The sequence below is a fragment of the Ectopseudomonas composti genome, assembly GCF_900115475.1.
GTDB lineage: Bacteria > Pseudomonadota > Gammaproteobacteria > Pseudomonadales > Pseudomonadaceae > Aquipseudomonas > Aquipseudomonas composti.
Genome location: NZ_FOWP01000004.1, coordinates 56,010 through 79,921, shown reverse-complemented (window position 1 = coordinate 79,921; position 23,912 = coordinate 56,010). Strand labels below are relative to the sequence as shown.

Below are 23,912 nucleotides of genomic sequence, written 5' to 3'. Positions count from 1 at the left end.
TGCAGATGGCGGGTTGCACCCGCCCTACAGTTCTGCCCTTACGCCACAAGGGCCATCCCCGTTATACTTGTCGGCTTTTCCGATCAGCCGTCAAAGGGTCCCGCCGCGCATGGACAAGACCTACCAGCCGCACGCCATTGAAACCGCCCTGTACCAGAACTGGGAAGCCAAGGGCTACTTCGCCCCGCAGGGCTCGGGTGAGCCTTACACCATCATGATCCCGCCGCCGAACGTCACCGGCAGCCTGCACATGGGCCACGGCTTCAACAACTCGATCATGGATGCGCTGATCCGCTTCCGCCGCATGCAGGGCCGCAACACCCTGTGGCAGCCAGGCACCGACCACGCGGGCATCGCCACGCAGATGGTGGTCGAGCGTCAGCTGGCCGCCGACGGCATTGGCCGCCACGACCTGGGCCGCGAGAAATTCCTGGAAAAAGTCTGGGAATGGAAGGAGCAGTCCGGTGGCACCATCACCCGGCAGATTCGCCGCCTGGGCAGCTCGGTGGACTGGTCGCGCGAGCGCTTCACCATGGACGACGGCCTGTCCGAAGCCGTGAAAGAAGCCTTCGTGCGCCTGCACGAGGACGGTCTGATCTATCGCGGCAAGCGCCTGGTCAACTGGGACACCAAGTTCCACACCGCCATCTCCGACCTCGAAGTGGAAAACCACGACGAGAAAGGCTCGCTGTGGAACCTGCGCTACCCGCTGGCCGACGGCAAGAAGACCGCTGAAGGCAATGATTACCTGATCGTCGCCACCACCCGCCCGGAAACCATGCTCGGCGACAGCGCCGTGGCCGTGCACCCGGAAGACGAGCGCTACAAGGCGCTGATCGGCAGCTTCGTCGAACTGCCGTTGCTGGGCCGCCGTATTCCGATCATCGCCGACGACTACTGCGACCCCGAGTTCGGCACCGGCTGCGTGAAGATCACCCCGGCGCACGACTTCAACGACTATGAAGTGGGCAAACGCCACAACCTGCCGCTGATCAACATCTTCGACAAGAACGCTGCGGTGCTGGCTCAGGCCCAGGTGTTCAATATCGACGGCAGCGTCAACGCCGAGATCGACGGCAGCCTGCCGGCCGAGTACGCAGGCCTCGACCGCTTCGTCGCGCGCAAGCAGATCGTCGCGGCATTCGACGCCGCCGGCCTGCTGGAAAAAATCGAAGATCACGCGCTGAAAGTGCCGAAAGGCGACCGTTCCGGCACCGTGATCGAGCCGTGGCTGACCGACCAGTGGTACGTCTCCACCAAACCGCTGGCCGAGAAGGCCATCGCCGTGGTCGAGAGTGGCGAAATCCAGTTCGTGCCCAAGCAGTACGAGAACATGTACTTCAGCTGGATGCGTGACATTCAGGACTGGTGCATCAGCCGTCAGCTCTGGTGGGGCCACCGCATTCCGGCCTGGTACGACGACGCCGGCAACGTCTATGTCGGACGTGACGAGGCGGAAGTCCGTGCCAAGCACAACCTCGGCGACGCCAACCTGCGCCAGGACGAAGACGTGCTGGACACCTGGTTCAGCTCCGGCCTGTGGACCTTCTCCACACTCGGCTGGCCGCAGCAGACCGATTTCCTCAAGACCTTCCACCCGACCGACGTGCTGGTCACCGGCTTCGACATCATCTTCTTCTGGGTCGCCCGGATGATCATGCTGTCGACCCACCTGACCGGGCAGATTCCGTTCAAGACCGTGTACGTGCACGGCCTGGTACGTGATGGCCAGGGCCAGAAGATGTCCAAGTCCAAGGGCAACGTGCTCGACCCGCTGGACATCGTCGACGGCATCGACCTCGAATCGCTGGTGGCCAAACGCACCAGCGGCATGATGCAGCCCAAGCTGGCCGAGAAGATCGCCAAACAGACCCGCGCCGAATTCCCCGACGGCATCGCCGCCTACGGTACCGACGCCCTGCGCTTCACCAACCTGGCGCTGGCCTCCACCGGCCGCGACATCAAGTTCGACATGGGCCGCGTCGAGGGTTACCGCAACTTCTGCAACAAGCTGTGGAACGCCGCCAACTTCGTTATCGAGAACACCGATGACAAGGACACCGGCATCAATGGCGAGGCAGTCGAGCTGTCCCCGGTAGATCGCTGGATCATCTCCGCCCTGCAGCGCACTGAGGCCGACGTCACCCGTCACCTCGATGCCTTCCGCTTCGACCTGGCGGCGCAAACCCTGTACGAGTTCATCTGGGACGAGTACTGCGCCTGGTACCTGGAGTTGGTCAAGCCCGTACTGTGGGACGAGAACGCGCCCATCGAGCGCCAGCGCGGCACCCGCCGTACCCTGGTGCGCGTGCTGGAAGTGATCCTGCGCCTGGCTCACCCGTTCATGCCCTTCATCACCGAAGAAATCTGGCAGCGCATCAAGGCCCAGGCCGGCGTGCAGGGCGAAACCCTGATGCTGCAACCCTGGCCGGTGGCCAATGAGAGCCGCATCGACGCCGCCGCCGAAGGTGACATCGAGTGGGTCAAGCAACTGATGCTCGGCGTGCGCCAGATCCGTGGCGAGATGAAGATCTCCATGGCCAAGCGCATCGACATCATCGTCGCCAACGCCAGTGCCGAAGACTTGCGCCGCCTGGCCGACTTCGAGCCACTGCTGAGCAAGCTGGCCAAGCTGGAGTCGGTGCGCGTGCTGGAGGCCTCCGAAGAAGCGCCAATGTCCGCCACCACCCTGGTGGGCGAGATGGAAGTGCTGGTGCCGATGGCCGGGCTGATCGACAAGGACGCCGAACTGGCGCGCCTGGACAAGGAAATCGGTCGTCTGGAAGCCGAAGTGCAGCGCGTCGGCGGCAAGCTGAGCAACCAAGGCTTCGTCGCCAAGGCCCCTGCCGAAGTGCTGGAGAAGGAACGCGCCAAACTGGCAGAGGCCGAACAGGCCCTGAGCAAGATGGTCGAGCAGCGCGGCAAGATCGCCGCACTCTGATCACTGCGCAGCACCCACAGGCCCGCGCCCTAACCGGCGCGGGTTTGTTTTTTGTGGGAAGGGCTTCAGCACAGCTCGTAGGGTGGGCTTCAGCCCACCATCGGTACTGCGCCTCAACTGAGCCGCCCTCGCAAAGCACGCCCGATAACACACCTGACCTTCTATGGAGAGCGCCTCCCAGGCCTCTACCCCTTGTTTGATCGATTACCCGGAACACCCATGACTGCCCGCTCCCCTTCCCTGCTCGACGCGTTGCTACCGATTGGCGTACTCGTCGTGCTGCTCAGCCTCTCCGTTTATCTGTTCGGCGACAGCTCCTCCAGCGGCCCGAACCAGATCGCCCTGATGAGCGCCGCCTTCGTCGCCGGCCTGGTCGGCCTGAAGAATGGCCTGCGCTGGGCTGAGATCGAGGAGGGCATACTTGCCGGCATCCATATGGCGATGAAGGCCAACCTGATTCTGCTCGCGGTCGGTGCGCTGATCGGCACCTGGATTCTCGCCGGCACGGTGCCGACCATGATCTGGCTGGGCCTGAAGCTGATCAGCGCCGAGTACTTCTACCTCACCAGTTGCCTGATCTGCGCGCTCACCGCGCTGTCCATCGGCAGTTCCTGGACGGTGGCCGGCACCCTGGGCATCGGCCTGATGGGCGTGGCAGCCGGCCTGGGACTGGACCCGGCGATCACCGCCGGGGCGATCATTTCCGGCGCCTATTTCGGCGACAAGCTATCGCCACTGTCGGACACCACCAACCTGGCGCCAGCCGCCGCCGGCGCCGACCTGTTCGCGCATATTCGCAACATGCTGCGTACTACGGTGCCAGCACTGCTGATCACGCTGGTGATCTTCTTCACCCTCGGCCAGCAGGCCAGCGCCGAGCACGACACCGGACGTATCGTCGAGGTGCTGACGGCGCTGGAAGCGCAGTTCAACCTGGGCTGGCACCTGCTATTGCCGGTGGCCTTCCTGCTGCTGCTCGCGGTACGCCAGTGGGCCGCTTTTCCGGCGGTGTTTCTCGCTGCCCTGCTCGGCGCCGTATTCGCCATAGTGTTCCAGCCAGAGGTGATGGCGCGCCTGAGCGACCCGGCGGTCGGCGCACTGGCGCCGCTGAAAACGGTATGGACTGCGCTGTTCGCCGGCTATGAGTCGGCCAGTGGCAACGCCGAACTCGATGGCCTGCTGTCCAAGGGCGGCATGGCCAGCATGCTCACCACCGTGTGGTTGATCATCTGCGCCATGTGCTTTGGCGGCGTACTGGAGCGCCTCGGCCTGCTGCAGCGCCTGTTGCAGAGCGCCCTGCGTCTGGTACGCAGCGACAGCGGCCTGGTCGCTAGCACCATTACCACCACCATCGGCACCAACGTCATCACCGCCGACCAGTACATCGCCCTGGTACTGCCAGGCCGTATGTACCGCGCCGAATACGAGAAACGCGGCCTGGCGCCGACCAGCCTGTCACGGGCGCTGGAAGACGGCGGCACCCTGACCTCGGTGCTGGTGCCCTGGAACACCTGCGGCGCCTACATGGCCGCCACACTGGGCGTGGCGACACTGAGCTACCTGCCGTATTGCTTCTTCAACCTGCTCATGCCGGTGATGGCCATCGCTCTGGCCTACTTGCTGCCACCCAAGGCGCTGACCTCCGTCTGACCTCGGCTTCGTTCGGGCCAGCCAGCGCGCCGGCCCGACTATTCTCATCAGGTAGCGAAATGCTCCTGCCTTTGCCCGTTTCGCTATAAAAACCTTCCCTTTTTCCAATTGTTTCAGGCATCTTCACCCGCCTGACAGCAATCCTCCGGCACGTCACTACCAATAAAAATCAGAGCGGAACTCCGACCATGTATGCGTTGATGGCACTCGTCTTCATCCTCGGCTACCTGTGTATTGCACTCGAACATCCGTTAAAAATCGACAAGGCAGCTTCCGCACTGCTCACTGCCGTGATCGCCTGGACCCTGCTGGTTCTCGGCGCAGACAGCATTCTGCCAATGCTCGGCACCGGGACCGCCGGCTCCAGCACCAACACCCATCACGTGGTCGAGGAGCTGCGTCATCACCTCGGTGAAATCTCCGAAATCCTGTTCTTCCTGATGGGCGCGATGACCATCGTCGAACTGATCGATGCCCACGAGGGCTTCAAGGTCATCACCGACCGTATCCGCACGCACAAGCGCGTGCACCTGCTGTGGCTGGTGGGGCTGATTACCTTCTTCCTGTCCTCGGCACTGGACAACCTGGCCACCACCATCGTGATGATCTCGTTGCTGCGCAAACTGATCGCCGACCGGCACGAGCGTTGGTTCTATGCCGGCATCGTGGTCATCGCCGCCAATGCCGGCGGTGCCTGGTCGCCGATCGGCGACGTCACCACCACCATGCTGTGGATCGGCAATCAGGTCACCGCCACCGGCATCATCGTCAAGCTGTTCCTGCCCAGCCTGGTCTGCCTGCTGGTGCCGCTGCTGATCATGAGTTTTCGCCTCAAGGGCGAAGTGGCCGAACCGCGCATCAAGGAAAGCAGCGAGAGCCGCCGCGACCCGACCACGCCGTTCGAACGCAACCTGGTGTTCGGCCTGGGCCTGGGTGCACTGATCTTCGTGCCGATCTTCAAGACCATCACTCACCTGCCACCGTACATGGGAATCCTCTTCGGCCTCAGCCTGCTGTGGATCACCACCGAGATCATCCACCGCAGCAAGAACAGCGAAGAGAAGGACCCGCTGTCGGTGGTCGGCGTGTTGCGCCGTATCGACATCACCAGCGTGCTGTTCTTCCTCGGCATCCTGCTCGCGGTTTCCGCGCTGTCCAGCGCCGGTCACCTGATTCAGGTGGCCACCTTGCTCAAGGACAGCCTGGGCAACATCTACAGCATCGCCATCTCCATCGGCATGCTCTCGGCCGTGGTGGACAACGTGCCGATGGTCGCCGGTGCCATGAAGATGTATCCGCTGATCAGCCCCGAAACCCTGGCCACGGCGGCCGCTGACGAACTGCCATGGCTGCGCAACTTCGTGGTCGATGGCAACTTCTGGGAAATGCTCGCCTACTGCGCCGGCACCGGCGGCAGCTGCCTGATCATCGGTTCGGCGGCGGGTGTGGCTGCCATGGGCATGGAGAAGATCAACTTCATCTGGTATCTGAAGAGGATCACCGGCCTGGCCTTCATCGGCTACCTGGCCGGCGCCGCCACCTACATCCTGATGTTCGCCGCCTGACCCGGTGCGGCGCTCGGAACCGTACAGGGAGTCAGCATGCAGACGAGCAAGACCCGCACCAGTTTCTACCGCCGCCTTTACGTAGCCTGGCTGATCGACAGCGGCCAGGCCGTCAGCGTGCCGGCGCTGATGGACGCCACCGGTATGCCACGGCGCACCGCACAGGACACCCTCGCCGCACTGGCCGAGCTGGATATCGACTGCCAGTTCGAGCAGAACCAGGGCGAACGCAATAACGCCGGTCACTACCAGATTCGCGATTGGGGGCCGATCGACAAACGCTGGATCGCCGCCAACCTGCAGCAGATCAAAACCACGCTCGGTTATCCCTGAGATAATCGCTCCCATACTTTCTGGGAAGCATGATGAATCCTGATCTGCTCTGGGTGCTCGGCCTGCTGGCCGGCGCCGTCACCCTCTTCATCATCGGCAAGCCACGCATGGACGTGGTCGCCCTGCTGGTGCTGGTCGCCCTGCCGCTGACCGGTGTGCTCGACCTGCAGCAGACCCTGGCCGGCTTCAGCGACGCCAACGTCATTCTCATCGCTGCGCTGTTCATCATCGGCGACGGCCTGGTGCGCACTGGCATCGCCTACCGCCTCGGCGACTGGCTGGTGGCCAAGGCCGGCAGCAGTGAGACGCGCCTGTTGATCCTGCTGATGCTGGCAGTGGCAGGCCTCGGTTCGGTGATGAGTTCCACCGGCGTGGTGGCGATCTTCATCCCCGTGGTGCTCGGTGTGGCGGCACGCCTGCGCATCGCCCCGGCGCGACTGATGATGCCCCTGGCCTTCGCCGGGCTGATCAGCGGCATGCTGACGCTGGTGGCCACGCCGCCGAACCTGGTGGTGCATGCCGAACTGCGCCGCGCCGGGCTGGAGGGTTTTGGCTTTTTCGATCTCACGCCCATCGGCCTGGCGGTGCTGGTGCTCGGTGTCGGCTACATGCTGATCGCCCGCCGCTGGCTGGTACGCAGCGACGCCGATGGCAACGCCGAGCCACCACGCCTGACCCTGGCCGACCTTGCCGAGCGCTATCGCCTGAGCGAACGCGAGCGGCGCCTGCAGGTGCGCGCCGACTCGCCTCTGGCCAATCAGGTACTCAACGAACTGCAACTGCGCCGCGAACATGGCATCAATGTCATCGCCATCGAACGCCGCCAGCGCCTGCGCACCCTGTTGCTGATGGCCAGCGGTAATACCCTGCTGGAGCCGGGCGACGTGCTGCTGGTGGACATCGCCAGCCCCACCATCGGCCTGCTCGGCAGCTACCAGGCATTGGGCCTGGAACCCATGCCGCTGCCGCATTCGTATTTCAGCCTGCACGCCCACGAGCTGGGCCTGGCCGAAGTGGCGCTGCCGCCGGAATCGCAACTGCCAGGCAAGACCATCCAGGAACTGGGCTTTCGCTCGCGGCACAAACTCAACGTGGTCGGCCTGCGCCGCCAGGGCCAGGCACTGGAAGGCGTGCTGGTGGACGAAAAGCTCAAGGCCTCCGACACCTTGTTGGTGGCCGGCGCCTGGCGCGACATCCACCGCCTGCAGGGGTTGAGCCGCGATTTTCTGGTGCTCAGCCTGCCGGCGGAAGTGGCCGAGGTGGCACCTGCTGCGCGCAAGGCACCCTACGCATTGCTCAGCCTGGCGGTGATGGTGCTGCTGATGGTCAGTGGCCTGGTGCCCAACGTGCAGGCTGCACTGATCGCCTGCCTGTTGATGGGCGCGTTTCGCTGCATCGACCTGGATAGCGCCTACCGTGCCATTCACTGGCCAACGCTGATCCTCATCGTCGGCATGCTGCCCTTCGCCCAGGCGTTGCAACAGACTGGCGGTGTCGAGCTGGCGGTGCAGGGACTGGTCAGCGGTCTTGGCGATGCCAGCCCAAGGCTGATACTCGCCAGCCTGTTCGCCCTGACCGCGGTGATCGGCCTGTTCATCTCCAACACCGCCACGGCGGTGCTGATGGCGCCGGTGGCCATCGCCACCGCACAAGCGCTGAGCGTTTCGCCGCTGCCCTTCGCCATGACTGTGGCCCTGGCCGCCTCGGCCGCCTTCATGACGCCGATCTCCTCGCCGGTGAACACCCTGGTGCTGGGGCCAGGCCAATACCGTTTCGGCGACTTCGTGCGCATCGGCGTGCCCTTCACCCTGCTGGTGATGATCGTCAGCGTGGCGCTGGTACCGCTGATCTTTCCGCTCTGAGTGTCTGCGGTGCGCACGCGCAGGCTACCAATCGCAACGCCGGGGACGTAGGGTGCCGCGCACCAGCTTCCCTTGTCCCGAATGCAGTGCGTGCCCAGCCCGACTATGGGAAAATCCCGCACCCCGAATCGCCGAAGCTCGTTCATGCCCCAGTCCCCGAAACGCCCCCGCAAGCCCGCGCCCGCCGCGGTGAAGACCGCACCGGCCAAGGGCGCGCTGCATCCGCGCAATCGCCATCAGGGGCGTTATGACTTCCCGGCGCTGATCAAGGCAAGCCCCGAGCTGGGCGGTTTCGTCATCACCAACCCCTATGGCAAGCCGAGCATCGACTTCGCCAACCCGGCGGCGGTCAAGGTGTTCAACCGCGCGCTGCTGGCGCAGTACTACGGCATCCGCCACTGGGATATCCCCGATGGCTACCTGTGTCCGCCAATTCCAGGGCGCGCCGATTACCTGCACAACCTTGCCGATCTGCTGGCGAGCGACAACGATGGGCAGATACCCCGTGGCGCCAATATCCTCGCGCTGGATATCGGTGTCGGCGCCAACTGCATCTATCCGCTGATCGGCCATTGCGAGTACGGCTGGCAGTTTCTCGGGGCCGACATCGCAGACGCTGCATTGGCCTCCGCGCGCGCCATCGTCAGGGCCAACCCGCAGTTGGCGGGCGGCATCGAACTGCGCCAGCAGGCCAATGCCGAGCACATCTTCCTCGGCCTGCTGCAGGCGAACGAAGCAGTCGACCTGACCCTGTGCAACCCGCCCTTTCACGCCAGCGCCGATGAAGCCAGCAGTGGCAGCACGCGCAAGTGGCGCAACCTGGGCAAGCTCGACCCCAAGCGCAAGTTGCCGGTGCTCAACTTCGGCGGCCAGGCAGCAGAGTTGTGGTGCCCGGGTGGCGAAGCCGCCTTTCTCAAGCGCATGGCCAGCGAAAGCGCGCAAGTGGCGGAGCAGGTGCTGTGGTTCAGCAGCCTGGTATCCAAAGGCAGCAACGTCGAGTTGCTACAGGGCTGGCTGGCCAAAGCCGGCGCTGCCGAGGTACGCATCCTCGGCATGTCCCAAGGGCAGAAGCAGAGCCGCCTGGTGGCCTGGACGTTCAAGAATGCCGAAGAGCGCAGCACCTGGCGGCAAATCCGTTGGCGTTGAGGCAGCTGGTGCGCACGGCGCACCCTACGCGCTATCCGTAGCTAAGTAGGGCGTACCGGGGGCGTTCCGTTCACGCAGCAGTACACCACCACAATCCCTTACCGGCCTCCATGGCGGACTGTTCGCTTAGGCTCCTGAGTCCGCCCTACGGCGCAGTTACCAGGGCAGCCAGCCGCCCCACACCAGCCAAAGCCCGGCCACCGTCATGCTCAGCAGCGTCACCGGTACGCCGCTGCGCGCATAATCGACGAACCCCAGGCTGACGCCCTGACGTTTCGCCCCTTCAGCGACGATCAGGTTGACCACACTGCCAATCAGCAGCAGGTTGCCGGCCAGGGTCGACATGACCGCCAGACCGATCAGCACCGAATGCGACAACTCCGGCATCAGCCCCAGCAGCAACACCACGAAGGGCACGTTGCCGATCAGATTGCCCGCCACCAGCGAGGCGGTGGCCAGCGACACCACGCCCTGCGGCAGCAGGCCATACTCGGCCAACCAGGCCGCCCCCTGCGCCAGTTGCGGCAACTGCAGCGCGGCGCCGCTGACCAGGAACAGGCCCACGAACAGCAGCAACAGGTTCCAGTCCACCTTGTTCACGTAGTCGCGGCTGTCTACCCGGCGCGAGGCCATCACCAGCACCGCGACCAATAGCGCCGACAGCTCGCGCGGCATCGCAGTGGCGAACAGCGCCAGCAAGGCCAGGCTGGCCAGCAGTGGTTTGAGATAGCTGTGCGCACCATAGATATGCTCGACCGGCGTATCGTCCGCCGCCAGCGGCTTGGCCTCGCCCCAGCGATGACGCCACTGCAGCCAGATCACCGCATAAACGATCGCCATCGCGGCCACCGCAGGCGGCCCCGCGACGGCCACATAGCCCCAGAAATCCAGGCCGCCAGCCTGGCCGATGAGAATGTTCTGCGGGTTACCGATCAGGCTCGCGGCCGAGCCGGCGTTGCACGACAACGCCAGCGCCAGGAGAAACGGCCGTGGCTCCAACCCGCGCAGATGCAGGCTGCGACACAGCAGCGGAGTCAGGGCGAAAGCGACGATATCGTTGACCAGCACCGCCGAGAGCAAGCCCCCCAGCAGCACCACGCCCATCAGCAAAACCGCCGGACGCTCGGCATGCTCGGTCAGGTAGCGATTGAGCCAGGCATACACCCCGGAAAAGTCGAACTGCGCGGAAATCAGCATCAGCGCCAACAGCAGCAACAACGCCCCCGGGTCGAGATGATGGGCCGCATCCTCCATGCTCAGCGCACCGCTGACCAACAGTAGCACTGCAGCGCAACAGGCGATCCAGCTGCGGTCGATGCGCAAACCGCGAACGCCGCCAGCGGCCATGCCCAGATAGGTGAGGACGAACAGGCCAATGGTCAGCCAGGCAGCGAAGGTCATGCGCTATCCACCCGAACGGATGCACGAAAGGAGCCGCGGACTCTAGCGAGAGCCAAGCGAGACGGGAATAGTCCGCCGCACTTTTTTATGGCTCTCAGGGCCGCGCCAGGTAAGCCGTCACGTGTGCCTGATAGGCCGGCGATTCACGCTGATGCTGCACCTCTGCCCAGATTCGCTCGGCCAGATCAGGGTCACGCATAAGCAGCGTGTTGGACAGCATCAGGTAATAGGGCTTTTCCTCGAGCAGTTGCGGCAATTTTTCCACCCGCTGAGCCAGTTGAGGATTGGCCTGCAGAACGAAATCACCGCGCATGGTCTGCAAGGCGACGGCCTCGACCCGACCGTGCACCAGCATCTGCAACAACGCCAGTGGATCGCGACTGGACTCGTCCACTTCCAGCCCATGGGCCAGCAGCAGATCGCGAATGGAGAAACCACTGAGCGAGCCGACGCGGCCATTCACCTGGCTGAAATGCTGACCGTCCCAGGACACCGCGCTGCCGACACGGCGATACAGGGTATAACGCGAAGAGTGCAAACGCCTGCTGGCATCCGGGCGACCATCGGCATCGGTGGGGTAATGGCCCATCTGCAGGCGCTCGGTCTTGAAGCTTGCAGCGAAAGCACCGTCATAGAGGCCCTGCTGCATGCCTGACAGACAACGCTTCCAGGGTACCGCCACGTACACCACCTGCAGCTCCAGCGCCTGCTTTACCAGATTGAGCAGTTCCAGATTGAGGCCTGTGCCGTCGGTCATCACCCAAGGGTAGGCGTTCTGATCTTCATGACAGAACGTCAAGGTTGGCTGGGCGCCATAACAGGTGCCGGCCAGCAGCCAGAGCAAGCAGTAATGCAGCGCTTTGTGCAAAAACGAGACTCCATCACCGGAATGCCTGACGACGGGCATTCGATACGCGGTTTGTCACCGACTTCTTGTGCTGTGCCAAGCATAGGCATATTCGCCTTGAACCGTCTGCAGCAATTTGGTGCACACCGACGATCACGGGCCAGCAGCACACGGCCAGGCCAGACGCTAGGCTTCAATCATTCCACTACCGGGCAGCCTGGAGCATGACTGGGATCAACAGGACAAAAACAGTAGAGTGCCAGCCTCCTGTTGCCCGCGCTGTCGAGGACTACAGATGCGTCAACGTCTGCTGATCGTACTGTTTAGCCTGCTCTGCTCCAGCCCTCTCGCGGCGGCGGAGGCGCCTTTGTTACGGATCAGCGCCGGTGAATGGCCGCCCTACCTGTCCGCCAAGCTGGAACACCAGGGGCCGGTGGCTCACCTGCTGCGTGACCTGCTGGCCGAGGAAGGCTACCGCGTCGAATTTACCTTCCTGCCCTGGCCACGCGCCTACGCCGAAGCCGCCGCAGGCCGTTACGACGCCAGCGCCGTATGGATGCACAAGACCGAGCGTGAGGCGGACTTTCTCTTCAGTGCCCCGCTGCTCGACGAGCAGTTCGTGTTCTTCCACCTGAAAACCCAGCCGTTCGACTGGCAGCGCTTCGACGACCTCAGCGGCATGAACCTCGGCGGCGGCCTGGAATACAGCTACGGGCCGGCTTTCGACGCCTTTCTTGCCGAGGGCAAGGTACGCATCGAACGGGTGTCCAGCGACCGGCAGAACTTCGAGAAACTGCTCAAGGAGCGCGTGGTGCTCTATCCGCAGGAGCTCAATGTCGGCTACGCCGCGCTGCGTAACGAGTTCTCCAGGGAGGATGCCGAGCGGATCACCCACCACCCCAAACCGCTGCTGGTCAACCTCAGTTACCTGATGCTGCCCAAGCGTCTGGCACGTAGCAAAGCGCTACGCGAGCGCTTCAACGCCCGCCTGCAACAGTTTCGCGCCGAAGGCCGTTACCAGAAGTACTTCGACGACCTGCAGGCCGGCCACTACCAACCCGTACCGGAGCGGACCAGCCCGTAGCCCGGATGCAATCCGGGGCAGCGGTACTTGATATTCCCGGATTGCATCCGGGCTACGAATCTGCGCGGGAATGACGAGAACTTCAGACAGTCGTCATCCCCGCGAAGGCGGGGAGCCAGAAATGGGCAGTCAATGATCAGCGAATAAAACCGCGGCTGACCTCACGGAACAGCTCGGTGCCGGCCTGCTCCAGCCATTCGAAGGCGACCATCTCGCGCGAGACGATCGCCGCGCCGGCACGCTCCATACGCGCCAGGCCCAGTGCCTTGTCGCGCGGCCGACGCGAACCCACGGCCTCGTCGACCACGAACACCTCACGCCCAGCCGCCAGCAAGCCCATTACCGTCTGCAGCACGCAGACATGGGTTTCCGTGCCACAGACGACGAACTGCCGGCGCTCGCCACCGGGCAAATCGAACACCCCGGCCCCGGCGGTTGCCGAGAAGTGAATCTTCTCGCGCAGCCCATCGCCCGGCAGCAGCTCATGCAGGCCCGGCTCGGTATAACCCAGCCCCTTGGGGTACTGCTCGGTCGCGATCACCGGGACGCGCAGCCGCTGCGCTACTTGCACCAGCCAGGTGGCTTGCTCGACCACTGCCGCGCCACCGTCGATGGCCGGCAGCAGCCGCTCCTGCAGATCGATCACCAGCAAGGTGGAATCCTTCGCTCGCATCAGCATCACTACGCTCCTTCCTTCACCGCAAAACGCGCGTCGAGCCGGCTGTAACCGAGGCCGACGCCCTTGTGCACCCGCAACTGCACGGGAATACGTTCCTTCATCGCCTCGACGTGGCTGATCACGCCGATGGTCTTGCCGCTGGCGTTGAGGTTGTCCAGCGCATCCAGCGCCACCTCCAGCGTCTCGCCGTCCAAGGTGCCGAAACCCTCGTCGAGAAACAGCGAGTCGATGCTGGTCTTGTGGCTGACCAGATCCGACAACGCCAACGCCAACGCCAGGCTGACCAGGAAACTCTCGCCACCGGACAGCGTGCGGCAGTCGCGCGCCACGTCGGCCTGCCAGGTGTCGCAGACCTCCAATTCGAGCTCGCCGCTGCTCTTGCGCGCCAGTTGGTAGCGACCGTGCAAACGCGTCAGTTGACGGTTGGCCAGGTGGATCAGGTGATCGAGAGTCAGGCCCTGGGCGAACTTGCGGAACTTGGCACCGTCGGCCGAGCCGATCAGGCCGTTGAGCTGTTGCCACAGGCGCTGCTCGCTCTCCTGTGCATTGATTTCGGCGAACAGCGCCTGCTGGCTGCTGCGCCGCGCCTCGTCGGCCTGCAACTGCGCTCGCAACTCCCCCTGACGCTCGCTGAGGGCGCGCAGGCGCTCCTGCAATGCCTGGATCTGCTCGGCCAACTGCTCCAGGCTCAAGGCAGTTTGCGGCTCGGCCATGAGGCGCTGGACCTCGGCCTGAGCCGCCGTCAGCAGGGTCGCGGCCTGGGTGTGAGAGCGTTCGAGATCGGCCTTGAGTTGCAGCAAGCGTTCGCGTTCGTCATCACTCAGCACGGCAGCTTCGAACGCGGCCTGATCGGCGAAAGGGCTGCTCAGCAGCGCCTGTTGCCAGGCCTGCTGACCGGCTTGCAGGCGTTGCTGTTCACGCACGAGCAAGGCCGCCTGGGCTTGCTCGCTACCGGCCAAACCATCGCGCTCACGCTGGGTCGCTGCCAGCCGCTCGGCGGATTCACGCAGGGCCTGCTGCGGGTCGGTAGCCGGCACGGGGGCAGCCAGGTTCGGCGCACCCGATTCCTGCCAACGCGACTGCCAGTGCTCGGCCTGCACCTGAGCGTCGTCCAGTTGTCGCTGCGCCTCGCGCTCGAGGTCGAGCAACTGCTGCTCGCGCGCCTGCGTCTGCTGCCAGGCGTGCCAGGCGGCTTTCTGCTGCGCGAGCCAACCCGCGCCGTCGGCCGGCAACTCGTTGGCGAAGCCTTGCAGACTGGCCAGCAGCTCCTGAGCCTGCTGTGCCTGTTCGGTCTGCAGCGCGTTCAGATGCGCCTGTTGCTCGGCCAGGCGCGCCTGGGTGTTGTCCAGATCGCGGCTGAGTATTGCCTGCTGCCGCTCGGCCTCGGCCTGCTCGCGCTCAGCGCTTTCGCGCAACTCGCGCAGACGCTGCAGCTCGGTTTGCTGCGCCTGCGCAGCTTCCAGGCGCGCGTGTAGCGCAGCCAGTTCGTGCTCGTGCTGTTGTTGCAAAATTGTCAGCTCGGCAGTGTCCTGCAGGCGGATGTCCTGCTCGCTCAGTTGCTGTTGCCATTGCTGATCCAGTGGCAACAATTGCGCCTCCGCCTGAGCCTGTTGCGTCTGCACCTGCTCGATTTGCGCGGCCAGGCGGGTCAGCTCATCACGCAGATTGGCGCCCTGGTTCTCCAGGTCGCTCAACTCGCTGCGACACTGCGCCAACGCCTGTTCGGTGGCCGAGACATTCAGCGCCTGGTACTGGCTGATCGCCGGATGTTCGTGCGAGCCGCACAGCGGGCAGGCCTCGCCTGGCTGCAGGCGGGCGCGGTACGCCTCCAGATCCTGAATGCGCTGTTCTTGCTCCAGCAGCTTTTCCTTGTCGGCGACCTGCTGCTTGAGCGCCTTGTAACGCTCGCGCAGGGCGTTGATCTCGGTGTTCTTGTCCGCCTGCCGGCGCTGCAGCTCAGCCAGACGCGGTGGTAGCTCGGCCAGTTGTGCGCCCAAGGCTTCGCGACTCTGCGCCAGTTGCTGCAGGCGGTCGAACACGCGGCTGCGTGTTTGCAGGCGCTGCCAGTCCTGGCGCAAGCCCGCCTCTCCCGCTTCGCCCAGCAAAGCCTGCACAGCGCCCTGCTGCTGCACCTCGGCGTCACGCGCCTGCCGCACCTGCTGTTGCAGCGTTGTCAGATGCACTCCCTGCTCGTCACGCTGGCGCTGCAAGGTCGTCAGTTGCACAACGGATTCGCTCAGGCGCGCTTGCGCTGTCTGCTGCGCCTGCTCAGCCTTGGCCCGTTGTGTGAAGCGCTCATCCCAGCCACTGAGCAATTCGCCCAGGCGCGCCTGCGAGCTGCGCTCGCTCAGCCATGCCTGCACCTCGACGTGCTGCTGTTGCACCTGCGTCAGCGCGACGTGGCGCTGCTCACGCCAGTGCGCCGCATTATGGCTGGCCTGCCACAGTGCCTGCAGTTCACGCTCGGCGCACATCTGCAGTTGCTCGCGCAGCGCGAACAAATCTCGCTCGGCCTGCTGGCTATCGTGCTGCGCCTGTTGCCAGGCCTGGTGCAGTGGCAGCAGACGCGCTGCCGGCTCGCTGGCGGCCAAACGCTCCAGGTCCTCGACTGCAGCAGCCTGACGTTGCCGGGCCTGCTCCAGCCCTTGCGCCGCCTCGCCGGCTTGTTGCTCGGCACGCTGCAGCGCCTCACGCCAGCGCTGCCCGACCAGCAGCGTTTGTTGTTCGACTTGCAGCGGGGCCTGCTCCTGAGTCAGGCGCTCGGCTTCGGCCTGCAGTTCGGCGCGTTGCGCCTCATCCAGCAGTTCCATGCCCTGTGCGCGGCTTTTCAGCAGGCCCAGCGCCTGTTCGGCGGCCTTGGTGCGCTCGTAGACTTGCTGGGATATCTGCCCGTAGACCTCGGTGCCGGTCAACTCCTCCAGCAGCTCGGCACGCTGGTTGGCATTGGCTTCGAGAAACGCTGCAAAGCCACCCTGGGCCAGCAGCATGGATTTGGTGAAACGCTCGAAGTCCAGGCCGGTCAGCTCGGCAGTCAGGCTTTCCTTCTCGCGGATCTTGTCAGTGAGGATTTCGCCATCGGCGATACGCGCCAGCTCCACCTTGGGCGCCTGCAGCGCACCGTCGACCTTGTCGCGCGCACGGCGCTGGCTCCAGAAGGCGCGGTAGCCCTGCCCTTTCACCTCGAACTCGACCTCGGCCAGGCAGTCGGCGGTGTGCCGCGTCATCAGCTCGTTGCCGCTGGCCGACAACGTGCTCATGCGCGGCGTGCGGTGATACAGGGCCAAACAGATAGCGTCGAGCAAGGTGGTCTTGCCCGCACCGGTTGGCCCGGTGATGGCGAACAGACCGCTACCGGCGAAAGGCTCGGCAGCGAAGTCGATCTTCCATTCGCCCTTGAGGGAGTTGAGATTCTTGAGGCGCAGGCTGAGGATTTTCATGCACAGGTCGTAAGCCGTTGAAGGCCGTCATTCTGGCATATCCAGGTAACGATTCAGTCGCGGCAATAGCCCTCGCCGCTGCGTACGGTCAGGCAGTTCTGTTTATCCAGCAGCCATTTCATGCCGGTGGCTTCGCCGTCGGTGGCGCTGATGCTCTCCACCACACCATCACGCACGAAGACGATCTTCGCGCCCTGCGCACGGCCGACGAAACGACGCGGGCCGTCGAGGTTGGCGATGGTCAGGCGGTAGTCAGTCGGCGTGCCACTGATATCCAGGTAGGTGCCCTCGGGCCCGTTCCAACGCCCCTGCCATTGCTCGGTCACCTTGGCGTCCTGCTCGCCGGAGGATTTGGCGCAGCCGACCAACAACAGGGGAATGGCCGCAGCCGCGAGAATAATCTGTGCAGTTCTTTGCATGACGCTCTCCACTGGAAGGGTTGTAGCGCTTTCGACCCGGCCGCTCATGAGCGGTTCAGGCCTGCGCTCACAGTATCTCGATACGGTCGCGGCCGTTGGCCTTGGCGCGGTACATCGCCTGATCCGCGCGTTCCATCAGGCTGTCCAGGCTCTCGCCGGGGCGGTACTCGGCAATGCCGAAACTGGCGCTCTTGCGCTGCACGCGGTCGAAGGCAAAGCCGTTGATGCGCGCCTGCAGGGCCTGCATGGCGCGCTCGGCATGGGCCGCATCGATCTCCGGCAGGACGATGAGAAACTCCTCGCCGCCGAGCCGGCCGACCTTGTCCACCACGCGCACGCCATCACGCAACAGCCCGGCGAACTGACGCAGCACGTTGTCGCCCACAGCATGGCCATGGGTGTCGTTGACGCTCTTGAAGTGGTCGATGTCGATCAGCACCACCGAGAACGGTGTGCCGTAGCGATTGGCCCGCGCCACCTCCTCGATCAGAAAATGCAGGGTGCGCGAGCGATTCCACAACCCGGTCAGGCTGTCGATGCTGGCGCTCAGGGCCAGGCTGTCCTGATGCAGGAACATGCGTTTGTGAGCCTTCTCCAGCAGAAAGGCGCTGAGCAGGCCGAAGGAGAACGACGCCAGAATCCAGATCAGGTGCAGGCGCTGCATGCCAGGCGTCAGCGAGTGCTCCAGCGTCACCAGCAGGATCGCCGCCAACGAAACCAATGACGTGAGCATCGCACGCTGCAGCGTGAGGCCGGATATGGCAAAGGTCCACATCAGATTGAGGTAGATTTCCGGCGCATAGAAGGCAAAGCGCGGCGAGCCGAAGTTGAAGTAAAGGTTGGCCAGTACCGAGACGATTGGGGCCGCAGTGAGCAACGCCAGCATCAAGGGCTGCCGCCGCGGCTGGAAACTAAGCAAGCCGATACTCAGCAACGCCGCAGGCACCAACAGCGCATGAATGATCAGCCGTGCGAAGGGCTGATCGGTCTCGACGTTCTGCTCGATGGCAGCGTAGATCAGGTACAACCCGGTGGTGAGAAACGCCACGTAGCGAATCTGCGGAATCTTCGCCTGCAGATACCAGCAGGCGAACGCCTGCCGAGTCGCCTCTGGCACTCCATGCAAAGGGTCAAGCGCACGCAGCAAGGTGTTGAACAACGGCACTTTCGCTCCCCTGTCGAAAAGCCACTATTCACAGCATAGAACGCTTGTCGTGCCGAGTGCGATGTGGGCTTCGCTCAATCTCTCGTCAAACCACGCCAGCCAGATTGATCCGCGCCTGTGCCTCATAGCGTGCCCTGAAATGATCCGTGCTGTAGACCGTCGGGCGTGCCAGAAATGACTGAAGGACGCTACGCCGCTTCATTCGGTAGACGAAGCCCGGCACCCAGGCGTACTCGGCACGCACCTGGGCGTCGTACTCGGCAAAACGCTCCGGCGTGGCGCCAAGAATGGCCAAGTCTATATCCACCAACAACTGCTCATCCGGCTCGCTTGGCGTGGCGTCATGCCGGGTGGCCATGATCAGTTGCTCGACCCGCGCCAATGTCGCCTGGCTGGCCTGACAGCTCGCCAGCACCCGGCAGGCCCAATCTGCACTCAGGCGCTCGTTATCCTTGCCGCGCACGTCGTAGACAGCATCGTGAAACCACAGCGCGATGGCCACCTCCCCCGACTGCTGCGCCAAATGTCGCGCCTGCTCGAAATGCGTCAGGCATTCGCCCAGGTGTTGCTGTGAGTGATAGTGCCGCTGCGGCTCCTCATAGGCACGAACGAGCTGCTCAAACAGACCGGCCGGCGGCTGCAGACCGAGGTCTGACCAGGCGCGGGCCCAGGATGATGGGAGAAGGATCATAGTAGGGGTAGATAGCGGCCGTTTGGTTAAGGGGCAGGTTTTAACCCGTTCCGAGTGAGCGAGGCGAACGGCTTGAACTACTTGTTATACGATATCAATTGGTGATTCCCGTTCCCATGTTATCTTCCAGCGCCTCACCAATTTGATGCAAGCCAATGACAGTAGAGTTTTCAGCCGCCCAGTGTAAATTACTGATAATTTCCGCCAAAGCTTTCTTGTCCATTTCTAATGAAACCTCAGGTTCAAGAATTTTTAGCTCTTTACTCAGTGCCATCAATTTTGAAGCAATTTTTTCAAACTCTACTTGAGTGGTATTGCGCTTCATATTTTCCTAAATCGTATAACGTTTTGGTTAAGGGGCGGGCTTTAGCCCGTCCCAGTGAGCGCAGCGAGCGATTTGAACCAATTGTTAGACGCTCGGATGTACGCATAATTTAAAGCACCGCTTTTCTGCTTGTAACGCGTTACGCGATAAACTTGGCGAAACGCAATAAATACAATGTTTCGATGTAACTGACCAACTGCGATTTTAACGTGCCCCGATAGTGGCGGCTGACGTTCAGTAAACGCAAATTTTGAATAATTGTGAAGCCTAAAGCAGCGGAGCGATGTTGCGGCTGTACACGGTACAAAAAACCATTAAGCGGAACGCGATTAGGCTAACGTTTGGTTAAGGGGCGGGCTTTAGCCCGTCCCAGTGAGCGAAGCGAACGATTTGAACCAGTTGTTATATTTGTTTTACTGCATAGCTTTCAGCTTTGCGGTAACTACTCTGAAGTGATTTTGGAAGTAACCCTAAGAATGCGTCTTTTAAAAATGAGGAGGCAACTTCCATGCCTTTTTGGTCACTAAAATCCCACGCGCTACCTTTGTCATTTGCCGCATAACGAATAATACTTTCAAATAATGCGCGAACAGAGGTGAAGGCTTCATCTTTTTTCATTTGTTCCAAGTTGCAAACAAGTGCGCTATTTATATTAAGTTCATCAGGATCACTAGAGGGGCTTACATCCAATAGCAGGAGCTCATTCTCGCCGCTGTAGCGCCATTTTGTTTTGCCCTCAAAATCCTCCAGAGCAGCTACAAAAGAGTTGTCACTATAGCTCCAATCTGCTCCGTCTATATTTGTTACAACTTTAAGGTCAGGGTATTTGTTTTGCGGCCAGTAAGCACCATAGCCGCAACAAAATATATCGATGTGCTCTTTAGAGCGATGATGGAAATAGCTGAGAGACTCTAGGATTTCACTTTTACAAAACTGCGAATTTGGGTTGCAAAACAAAACTGCAACCAGGCTTCTCTTGTGAGTTTTTGCATTGATGTCAGCCATTGCTTTTGATGACGCAGGGCTAACGCCATCAAAAAATGCTATCCGTTTGGGCCGTTCTGAAAATTGATTATTAACGGCCTTTACTATGTCTTTATATAGGATGGCGTCGATCATTGCGCAGTTATTCCCTTAAAATATAACAGTGATTAGATGGAAGGCGGTACTAATCCGATAGTAGATCCTTCCATCTAACTCCGCATCATCGTCATCGCAGTCCTGGAAAAACTCTTTTCAAATCATGATATTACCAGCCAGCTCCTGGTGTCTGGACGTATTCGCTTGACTTCCTCTTTTTGCTCTACCATTACTACTGTACAAAAACACAGCCAGGGAGTCGGCCATGGAAACCTCCAGCAAACCTCGCCTGCAAGAGCAGTTCAGGGCGGTTATGCGGTTGCATCACTACAGTATCCGCACAGAAAAATCCTACTGGTACTGGATTCGCTATTTCATCCGCTTCCATCAACTGCGCCATCCACTGGAGCTTGGCGCTGCAGAGGTCAATGCTTTCCTCACCTGGCTGGCAGTTGAGCGCCAGGTAGCTGCCGCCACCCAGAATCTGGCACTCAATGCACTGGTTTTCCTATACGACAAGGTATTGCAGCAACCCCTCGGGCAAGTGGGTGAGGTGGTGCGCGCAAAACGCTCAGCGCGTATTCCCTGCGTACTTACGCATGAGGAAGCCAGTAGCTGATGTATGGCGCCGGCTTGCGAGTGGTGGAAGCTGCACGTTTGCGAATCAAGGATGTGGATTTCGATAAGCAGATCATCACCATTCACGACGGCAAAGGCGCGAAAGACCGAACGACACTTCTGCCGGCACCCTTGATCACACCGCTGCTGGAGCGCAGAGAGCGTATGTTTCGCGCCTGGACGCAGCGGGACAGCTTTTATCACGCTCCCGTCAGCCTGCCATTTGCGTTACGTCGCAAATACCCCAAGGCCGGATGTTCATTCGAGTGGCAATGGCTGTTCCCGTCGACCGGGCTTTGCACGGATGAGGACGGGCAGATCGTTCGTCATCACCTTCATGTCAGTGCCATTCAGAAAGCTGTCAGGCATGCCGTGCGGCAATCCAACCTGCACAAGCCAGCAAGTTGCCATACCTTTCGCCACAGTTTCGCCACCGAGTTACTGCGTCGGGGGAGCGATATCCGCACAGTGCAAACGCTACTAGGGCACGCGGATATACGTACGACGCAGATTTATACGCATGTGCTGGGACAGGGCTTTGCCGGTGTAGTCAGCCCGCTGGGGTGAGATGACTGATCGTGACAGTATTCGCGGGTTGCATACGGGCTATGGTAGCGATGCGCTCGACCTACTCGAGAACTTCGTAATGCCGCACCACATCGACGGTCACTTGCCCCCAGCGAGAAGCACGAACACGCGCCTGATGAAGAGCGAAGGCCTGACGGTCGACAAACTCCTCAAAAACGTCGAAGCGGAGTGGGCTCTCAGCACTTTCGGTCACGATAAAGCTAACGCAACCGGGCTCTTCCAGCGTCAAACGCCGATGGTTGACCAGTTCGCGACGAACCTCTTGTAAGTCCTTTTCCGGCACCAGGATGTAACCCTTCAGCGTCACTTTGGCCATAAGCCCTCCCTATTGATGAGTCGCTCGCGCAGCTATTGTCTCTGCACCGCCTCCACCACCTGCCGATACAACCCCTGCAGGCGCTGTGCATCCTCTTCTTCCAGCGTCTCTTGCTGAAGGCGGCGAGCGAAAACATCTTCCACGCTCAACTCGTCCAGCGTCTCCCGCGCTTCACTGGCCAGGCTGGCTGCCGCATTGCCGCGTTCACGACGGATGCGCAGCATCTCCACGGGATACCCTTCGCATAGGGCATTGATGCGACTTTGCAGGTCGCTCAGGTAGTCGTCGGTGCTCACCTGCACTTCCAGCCACACGGGGCGCTCGGGTGTGCCCTGTGTGGCGATGTCGGCGATGGCGACGGCCAGTTCCTTGAGTGAGCCGCGCAGGCTGGCCATGGGCTGGAACACCGGCACGGGCAATGCCGTGATCGATTGCAGCGCGGCAGTGCCGAACTCCAGCAGCAGCACCTCCTTCTGCTGGCGCGCTTCGTCGAAGGACAGGGCAATCGGCGAGCCGCTGTAGCGGATGTGTGCCAGGCCGCCGACTTTCTGTGGGCGATGGATATGGCCAAGGGCGATGTAGTCAGCCGGCGGGAAGGCACTGGTGGGGAAGGCCTCCAGGCTGCCGACGTAGATTTCCCGTACCGATTCGCTGGCACTGGCGCCGACTGTGGTCAGGTGGCCGGTGGCGATGATCGGCAGCGGCTGGCCCAGCGTCTCACGCGTGCTCAGCGCCAGTTCGTAAAGCGCTCGGTAATGTTCGGCGATGGCCTGCTGCAGCGACTGTTGTTTGTCCTGTGCGCTCTGCCCGGCCTGGCTGGCCATGACGTCACGTGGACGAATGAAGGGGATGGCGCAGAGGATGGCGCCCGGCTGGCCGGCACGATCATCTAGCACCAGCACTTGCTCGGCCAGGTCGAGCCCGACGCCCGGCACCACCTGGGTACCCAGTTGCGCCAGCAGGCTGCGGCTTTCGCCGAGCATGGCGGGTGAGTCGTGGTTGCCACCGAGTACCACCAGGGCGCAGCCGGCATCGCGCAGCTCCACCACCAGACGGTAATACTGCTCGCGGGCATAGCTGGGCGGCGACCCAGTGTCGAACACATCGCCGGCGATCAGCAGCACGTCCACCCGGTGCGTGCGTACCTGCTCCAGCAGCCAGGCGCAAAAGGCCTGGTGCTCGGCCTGACGGGTCTTGCCCATGAAGTGCTGGCCCAGGTGCCAGTCGGAGGTGTGCAGGATGCGCAGGCTCATAGCGGCCAGTCCTGCACGACGACATGGGTCTTGACCCGCTGCATGTGCGGGAAGGCCTCGATGGCCGCGCGCACTTCGCTCAGGCGCGCCATGCTCGGCGCCTCGACCAGCACCAGCATGTCGGTCTCGCCGCTGATACCGCTGCAATGGCGGATTTCAGGGTATTCGCGCATGCGCTCGACGTAATCCTGGCAACGGGCGTTCTGGTAGAAAAGTTCGAGGTAAGCCCTGACCCCACCTTCGCCCGGCACCGCGACCTGGGCGTGATAACCACGAATCACCCCGCTCTCTTCCAGGTGACGAATCCGCTCACTGACCGCCGAACGTGACAAGTTGACCTCACGGGCGATCTGGCTGACGGAGGTACGCGCATCGCTGCGCAGCAGGGCGAGGATCTGGCGATCGAACTTGTCCACGGGGCTTCTCGGGGCGGCAATCAGGTTGACGGTGGAAACCGCCATTTCGTCGGCAAAAGGCGTCAGCCTGTAATCGGGCGGCGCTCTACCATGGCG

General features: G+C 62.3%; 21 protein-coding genes. 9 read left to right on the top strand and 12 right to left on the bottom strand.

What is annotated here, in order from left to right; translation table 11 throughout:
• The first annotated feature begins 109 nt into the window (after positions 1-109).
• From BM059_RS08800 to rlmF, 6 genes are all read left to right on the top strand, one after another.
• On the top strand, positions 110-2,941 hold the full coding sequence (locus BM059_RS08800) for a valine--tRNA ligase (protein WP_074938067.1): 2,832 nt from the start codon (positions 110-112) through the stop codon (positions 2,939-2,941).
• Positions 2,942-3,160: 219 nt separating this feature from the next.
• The gene (gene nhaC, locus BM059_RS08795) at positions 3,161-4,591 is read left to right on the top strand and encodes a Na+/H+ antiporter NhaC (RefSeq protein WP_074938065.1); all 1,431 of its coding nucleotides are present in this window, start codon (positions 3,161-3,163) and stop codon (positions 4,589-4,591) included.
• Between the two features lie 188 nt (positions 4,592-4,779).
• Positions 4,780-6,156, top strand: a complete 1,377-nt coding sequence (nhaD, locus tag BM059_RS08790; protein WP_074938063.1) for a sodium:proton antiporter NhaD — start codon at positions 4,780-4,782, stop codon at positions 6,154-6,156.
• 36 nt (positions 6,157-6,192) lie between these two features.
• Positions 6,193-6,489 (top strand): winged helix-turn-helix domain-containing protein, encoded by a 297-nt coding sequence (locus BM059_RS08785; protein ID WP_037001915.1) that lies wholly within the window; start codon positions 6,193-6,195, stop codon positions 6,487-6,489.
• A 32-nt stretch (positions 6,490-6,521) separates the two neighbouring features.
• Entirely contained in the window at positions 6,522-8,351 is a 1,830-nt protein-coding gene (locus BM059_RS08780) for an SLC13 family permease (protein WP_074938061.1), read from the top strand.
• 144 nt (positions 8,352-8,495) lie between these two features.
• Positions 8,496-9,497, top strand: coding sequence for a 23S rRNA (adenine(1618)-N(6))-methyltransferase RlmF (gene rlmF / locus BM059_RS08775; RefSeq protein ID WP_074938059.1), 1,002 nt, complete (start codon positions 8,496-8,498; stop codon positions 9,495-9,497).
• Between the two features lie 156 nt (positions 9,498-9,653).
• On the opposite strand, the gene BM059_RS08770 is transcribed toward rlmF, so the two are convergent.
• On the bottom strand, positions 9,654-10,898 hold the full coding sequence (locus tag BM059_RS08770; protein WP_074938057.1) for an SLC13 family permease: 1,245 nt from the start codon (positions 10,896-10,898) through the stop codon (positions 9,654-9,656).
• 94 nt (positions 10,899-10,992) lie between these two features.
• A complete protein-coding gene (locus BM059_RS08765; RefSeq protein WP_037001910.1) occupies positions 10,993-11,766 on the bottom strand; it encodes a substrate-binding periplasmic protein in 774 nt (257 codons plus the stop codon).
• A 274-nt stretch (positions 11,767-12,040) separates the two neighbouring features.
• Here BM059_RS08765 and BM059_RS08760 point away from each other — a divergent pair, with 274 nt between their 5' ends.
• Positions 12,041-12,829: a substrate-binding periplasmic protein gene (locus BM059_RS08760; protein ID WP_074938055.1), complete on the top strand. Its 789-nt coding sequence runs from the start codon at positions 12,041-12,043 to the stop codon at positions 12,827-12,829.
• Between the two features lie 136 nt (positions 12,830-12,965).
• Here BM059_RS08760 and BM059_RS08755 read toward each other — a convergent pair whose 3' ends face one another.
• The 7 genes from BM059_RS08755 to BM059_RS08725 form a co-directional block, all read right to left on the bottom strand.
• Positions 12,966-13,508 (bottom strand): hydrolase, encoded by a 543-nt coding sequence (locus BM059_RS08755; protein ID WP_074938053.1) that lies wholly within the window; start codon positions 13,506-13,508, stop codon positions 12,966-12,968.
• A 2-nt stretch (positions 13,509-13,510) separates the two neighbouring features.
• Positions 13,511-16,945 carry an AAA family ATPase gene (locus BM059_RS08750; protein ID WP_074938051.1) on the bottom strand — a complete coding sequence of 1,145 codons (3,435 nt, stop codon included), beginning with the start codon at positions 16,943-16,945 and terminating at the stop codon, positions 13,511-13,513.
• A 53-nt stretch (positions 16,946-16,998) separates the two neighbouring features.
• Positions 16,999-17,364 (bottom strand): hypothetical protein, encoded by a 366-nt coding sequence (locus BM059_RS08745; RefSeq protein ID WP_074938049.1) that lies wholly within the window; start codon positions 17,362-17,364, stop codon positions 16,999-17,001.
• 67 nt (positions 17,365-17,431) lie between these two features.
• Entirely contained in the window at positions 17,432-18,529 is a 1,098-nt protein-coding gene (locus BM059_RS08740; protein WP_083413252.1) for a GGDEF domain-containing protein, read from the bottom strand.
• A gap of 85 nt (positions 18,530-18,614) precedes the next feature.
• On the bottom strand, positions 18,615-19,220 hold the full coding sequence (locus tag BM059_RS08735; RefSeq protein WP_074938047.1) for an HD domain-containing protein: 606 nt from the start codon (positions 19,218-19,220) through the stop codon (positions 18,615-18,617).
• A gap of 94 nt (positions 19,221-19,314) precedes the next feature.
• On the bottom strand, positions 19,315-19,545 hold the full coding sequence (locus tag BM059_RS08730; protein ID WP_074938045.1) for a hypothetical protein: 231 nt from the start codon (positions 19,543-19,545) through the stop codon (positions 19,315-19,317).
• 402 nt (positions 19,546-19,947) lie between these two features.
• Entirely contained in the window at positions 19,948-20,664 is a 717-nt protein-coding gene (locus BM059_RS08725) for a hypothetical protein (protein WP_074938043.1), read from the bottom strand.
• A gap of 226 nt (positions 20,665-20,890) precedes the next feature.
• Here BM059_RS08725 and BM059_RS25875 point away from each other — a divergent pair, with 226 nt between their 5' ends.
• Entirely contained in the window at positions 20,891-21,244 is a 354-nt protein-coding gene (locus BM059_RS25875) for a phage integrase N-terminal SAM-like domain-containing protein (protein WP_244154398.1), read from the top strand.
• Positions 21,244-21,810, top strand: a complete 567-nt coding sequence (locus BM059_RS25870; protein ID WP_244154397.1) for a tyrosine-type recombinase/integrase — start codon at positions 21,244-21,246, stop codon at positions 21,808-21,810. Before BM059_RS25875 ends, BM059_RS25870 begins: the two co-directional genes overlap by 1 nt.
• A 61-nt stretch (positions 21,811-21,871) precedes the next feature.
• On the opposite strand, the gene BM059_RS08715 is transcribed toward BM059_RS25870, so the two are convergent.
• From BM059_RS08715 to BM059_RS08705, 3 genes are read right to left on the bottom strand one after another with little or no spacing between them, the layout of a single operon-like run.
• Complete coding sequence (locus BM059_RS08715) at positions 21,872-22,147, bottom strand: putative quinol monooxygenase (protein WP_036998688.1); 276 nt, start codon at positions 22,145-22,147, stop codon at positions 21,872-21,874.
• A gap of 32 nt (positions 22,148-22,179) precedes the next feature.
• A complete protein-coding gene (gene sbcD / locus BM059_RS08710) occupies positions 22,180-23,400 on the bottom strand; it encodes an exonuclease subunit SbcD (RefSeq protein WP_074938041.1) in 1,221 nt (406 codons plus the stop codon).
• Entirely contained in the window at positions 23,397-23,816 is a 420-nt protein-coding gene (locus tag BM059_RS08705) for an Lrp/AsnC family transcriptional regulator (RefSeq protein WP_036998683.1), read from the bottom strand. The genes sbcD and BM059_RS08705 overlap by 4 nt, the downstream gene beginning before the upstream one ends.
• Positions 23,817-23,912 lie beyond the last annotated feature (96 nt).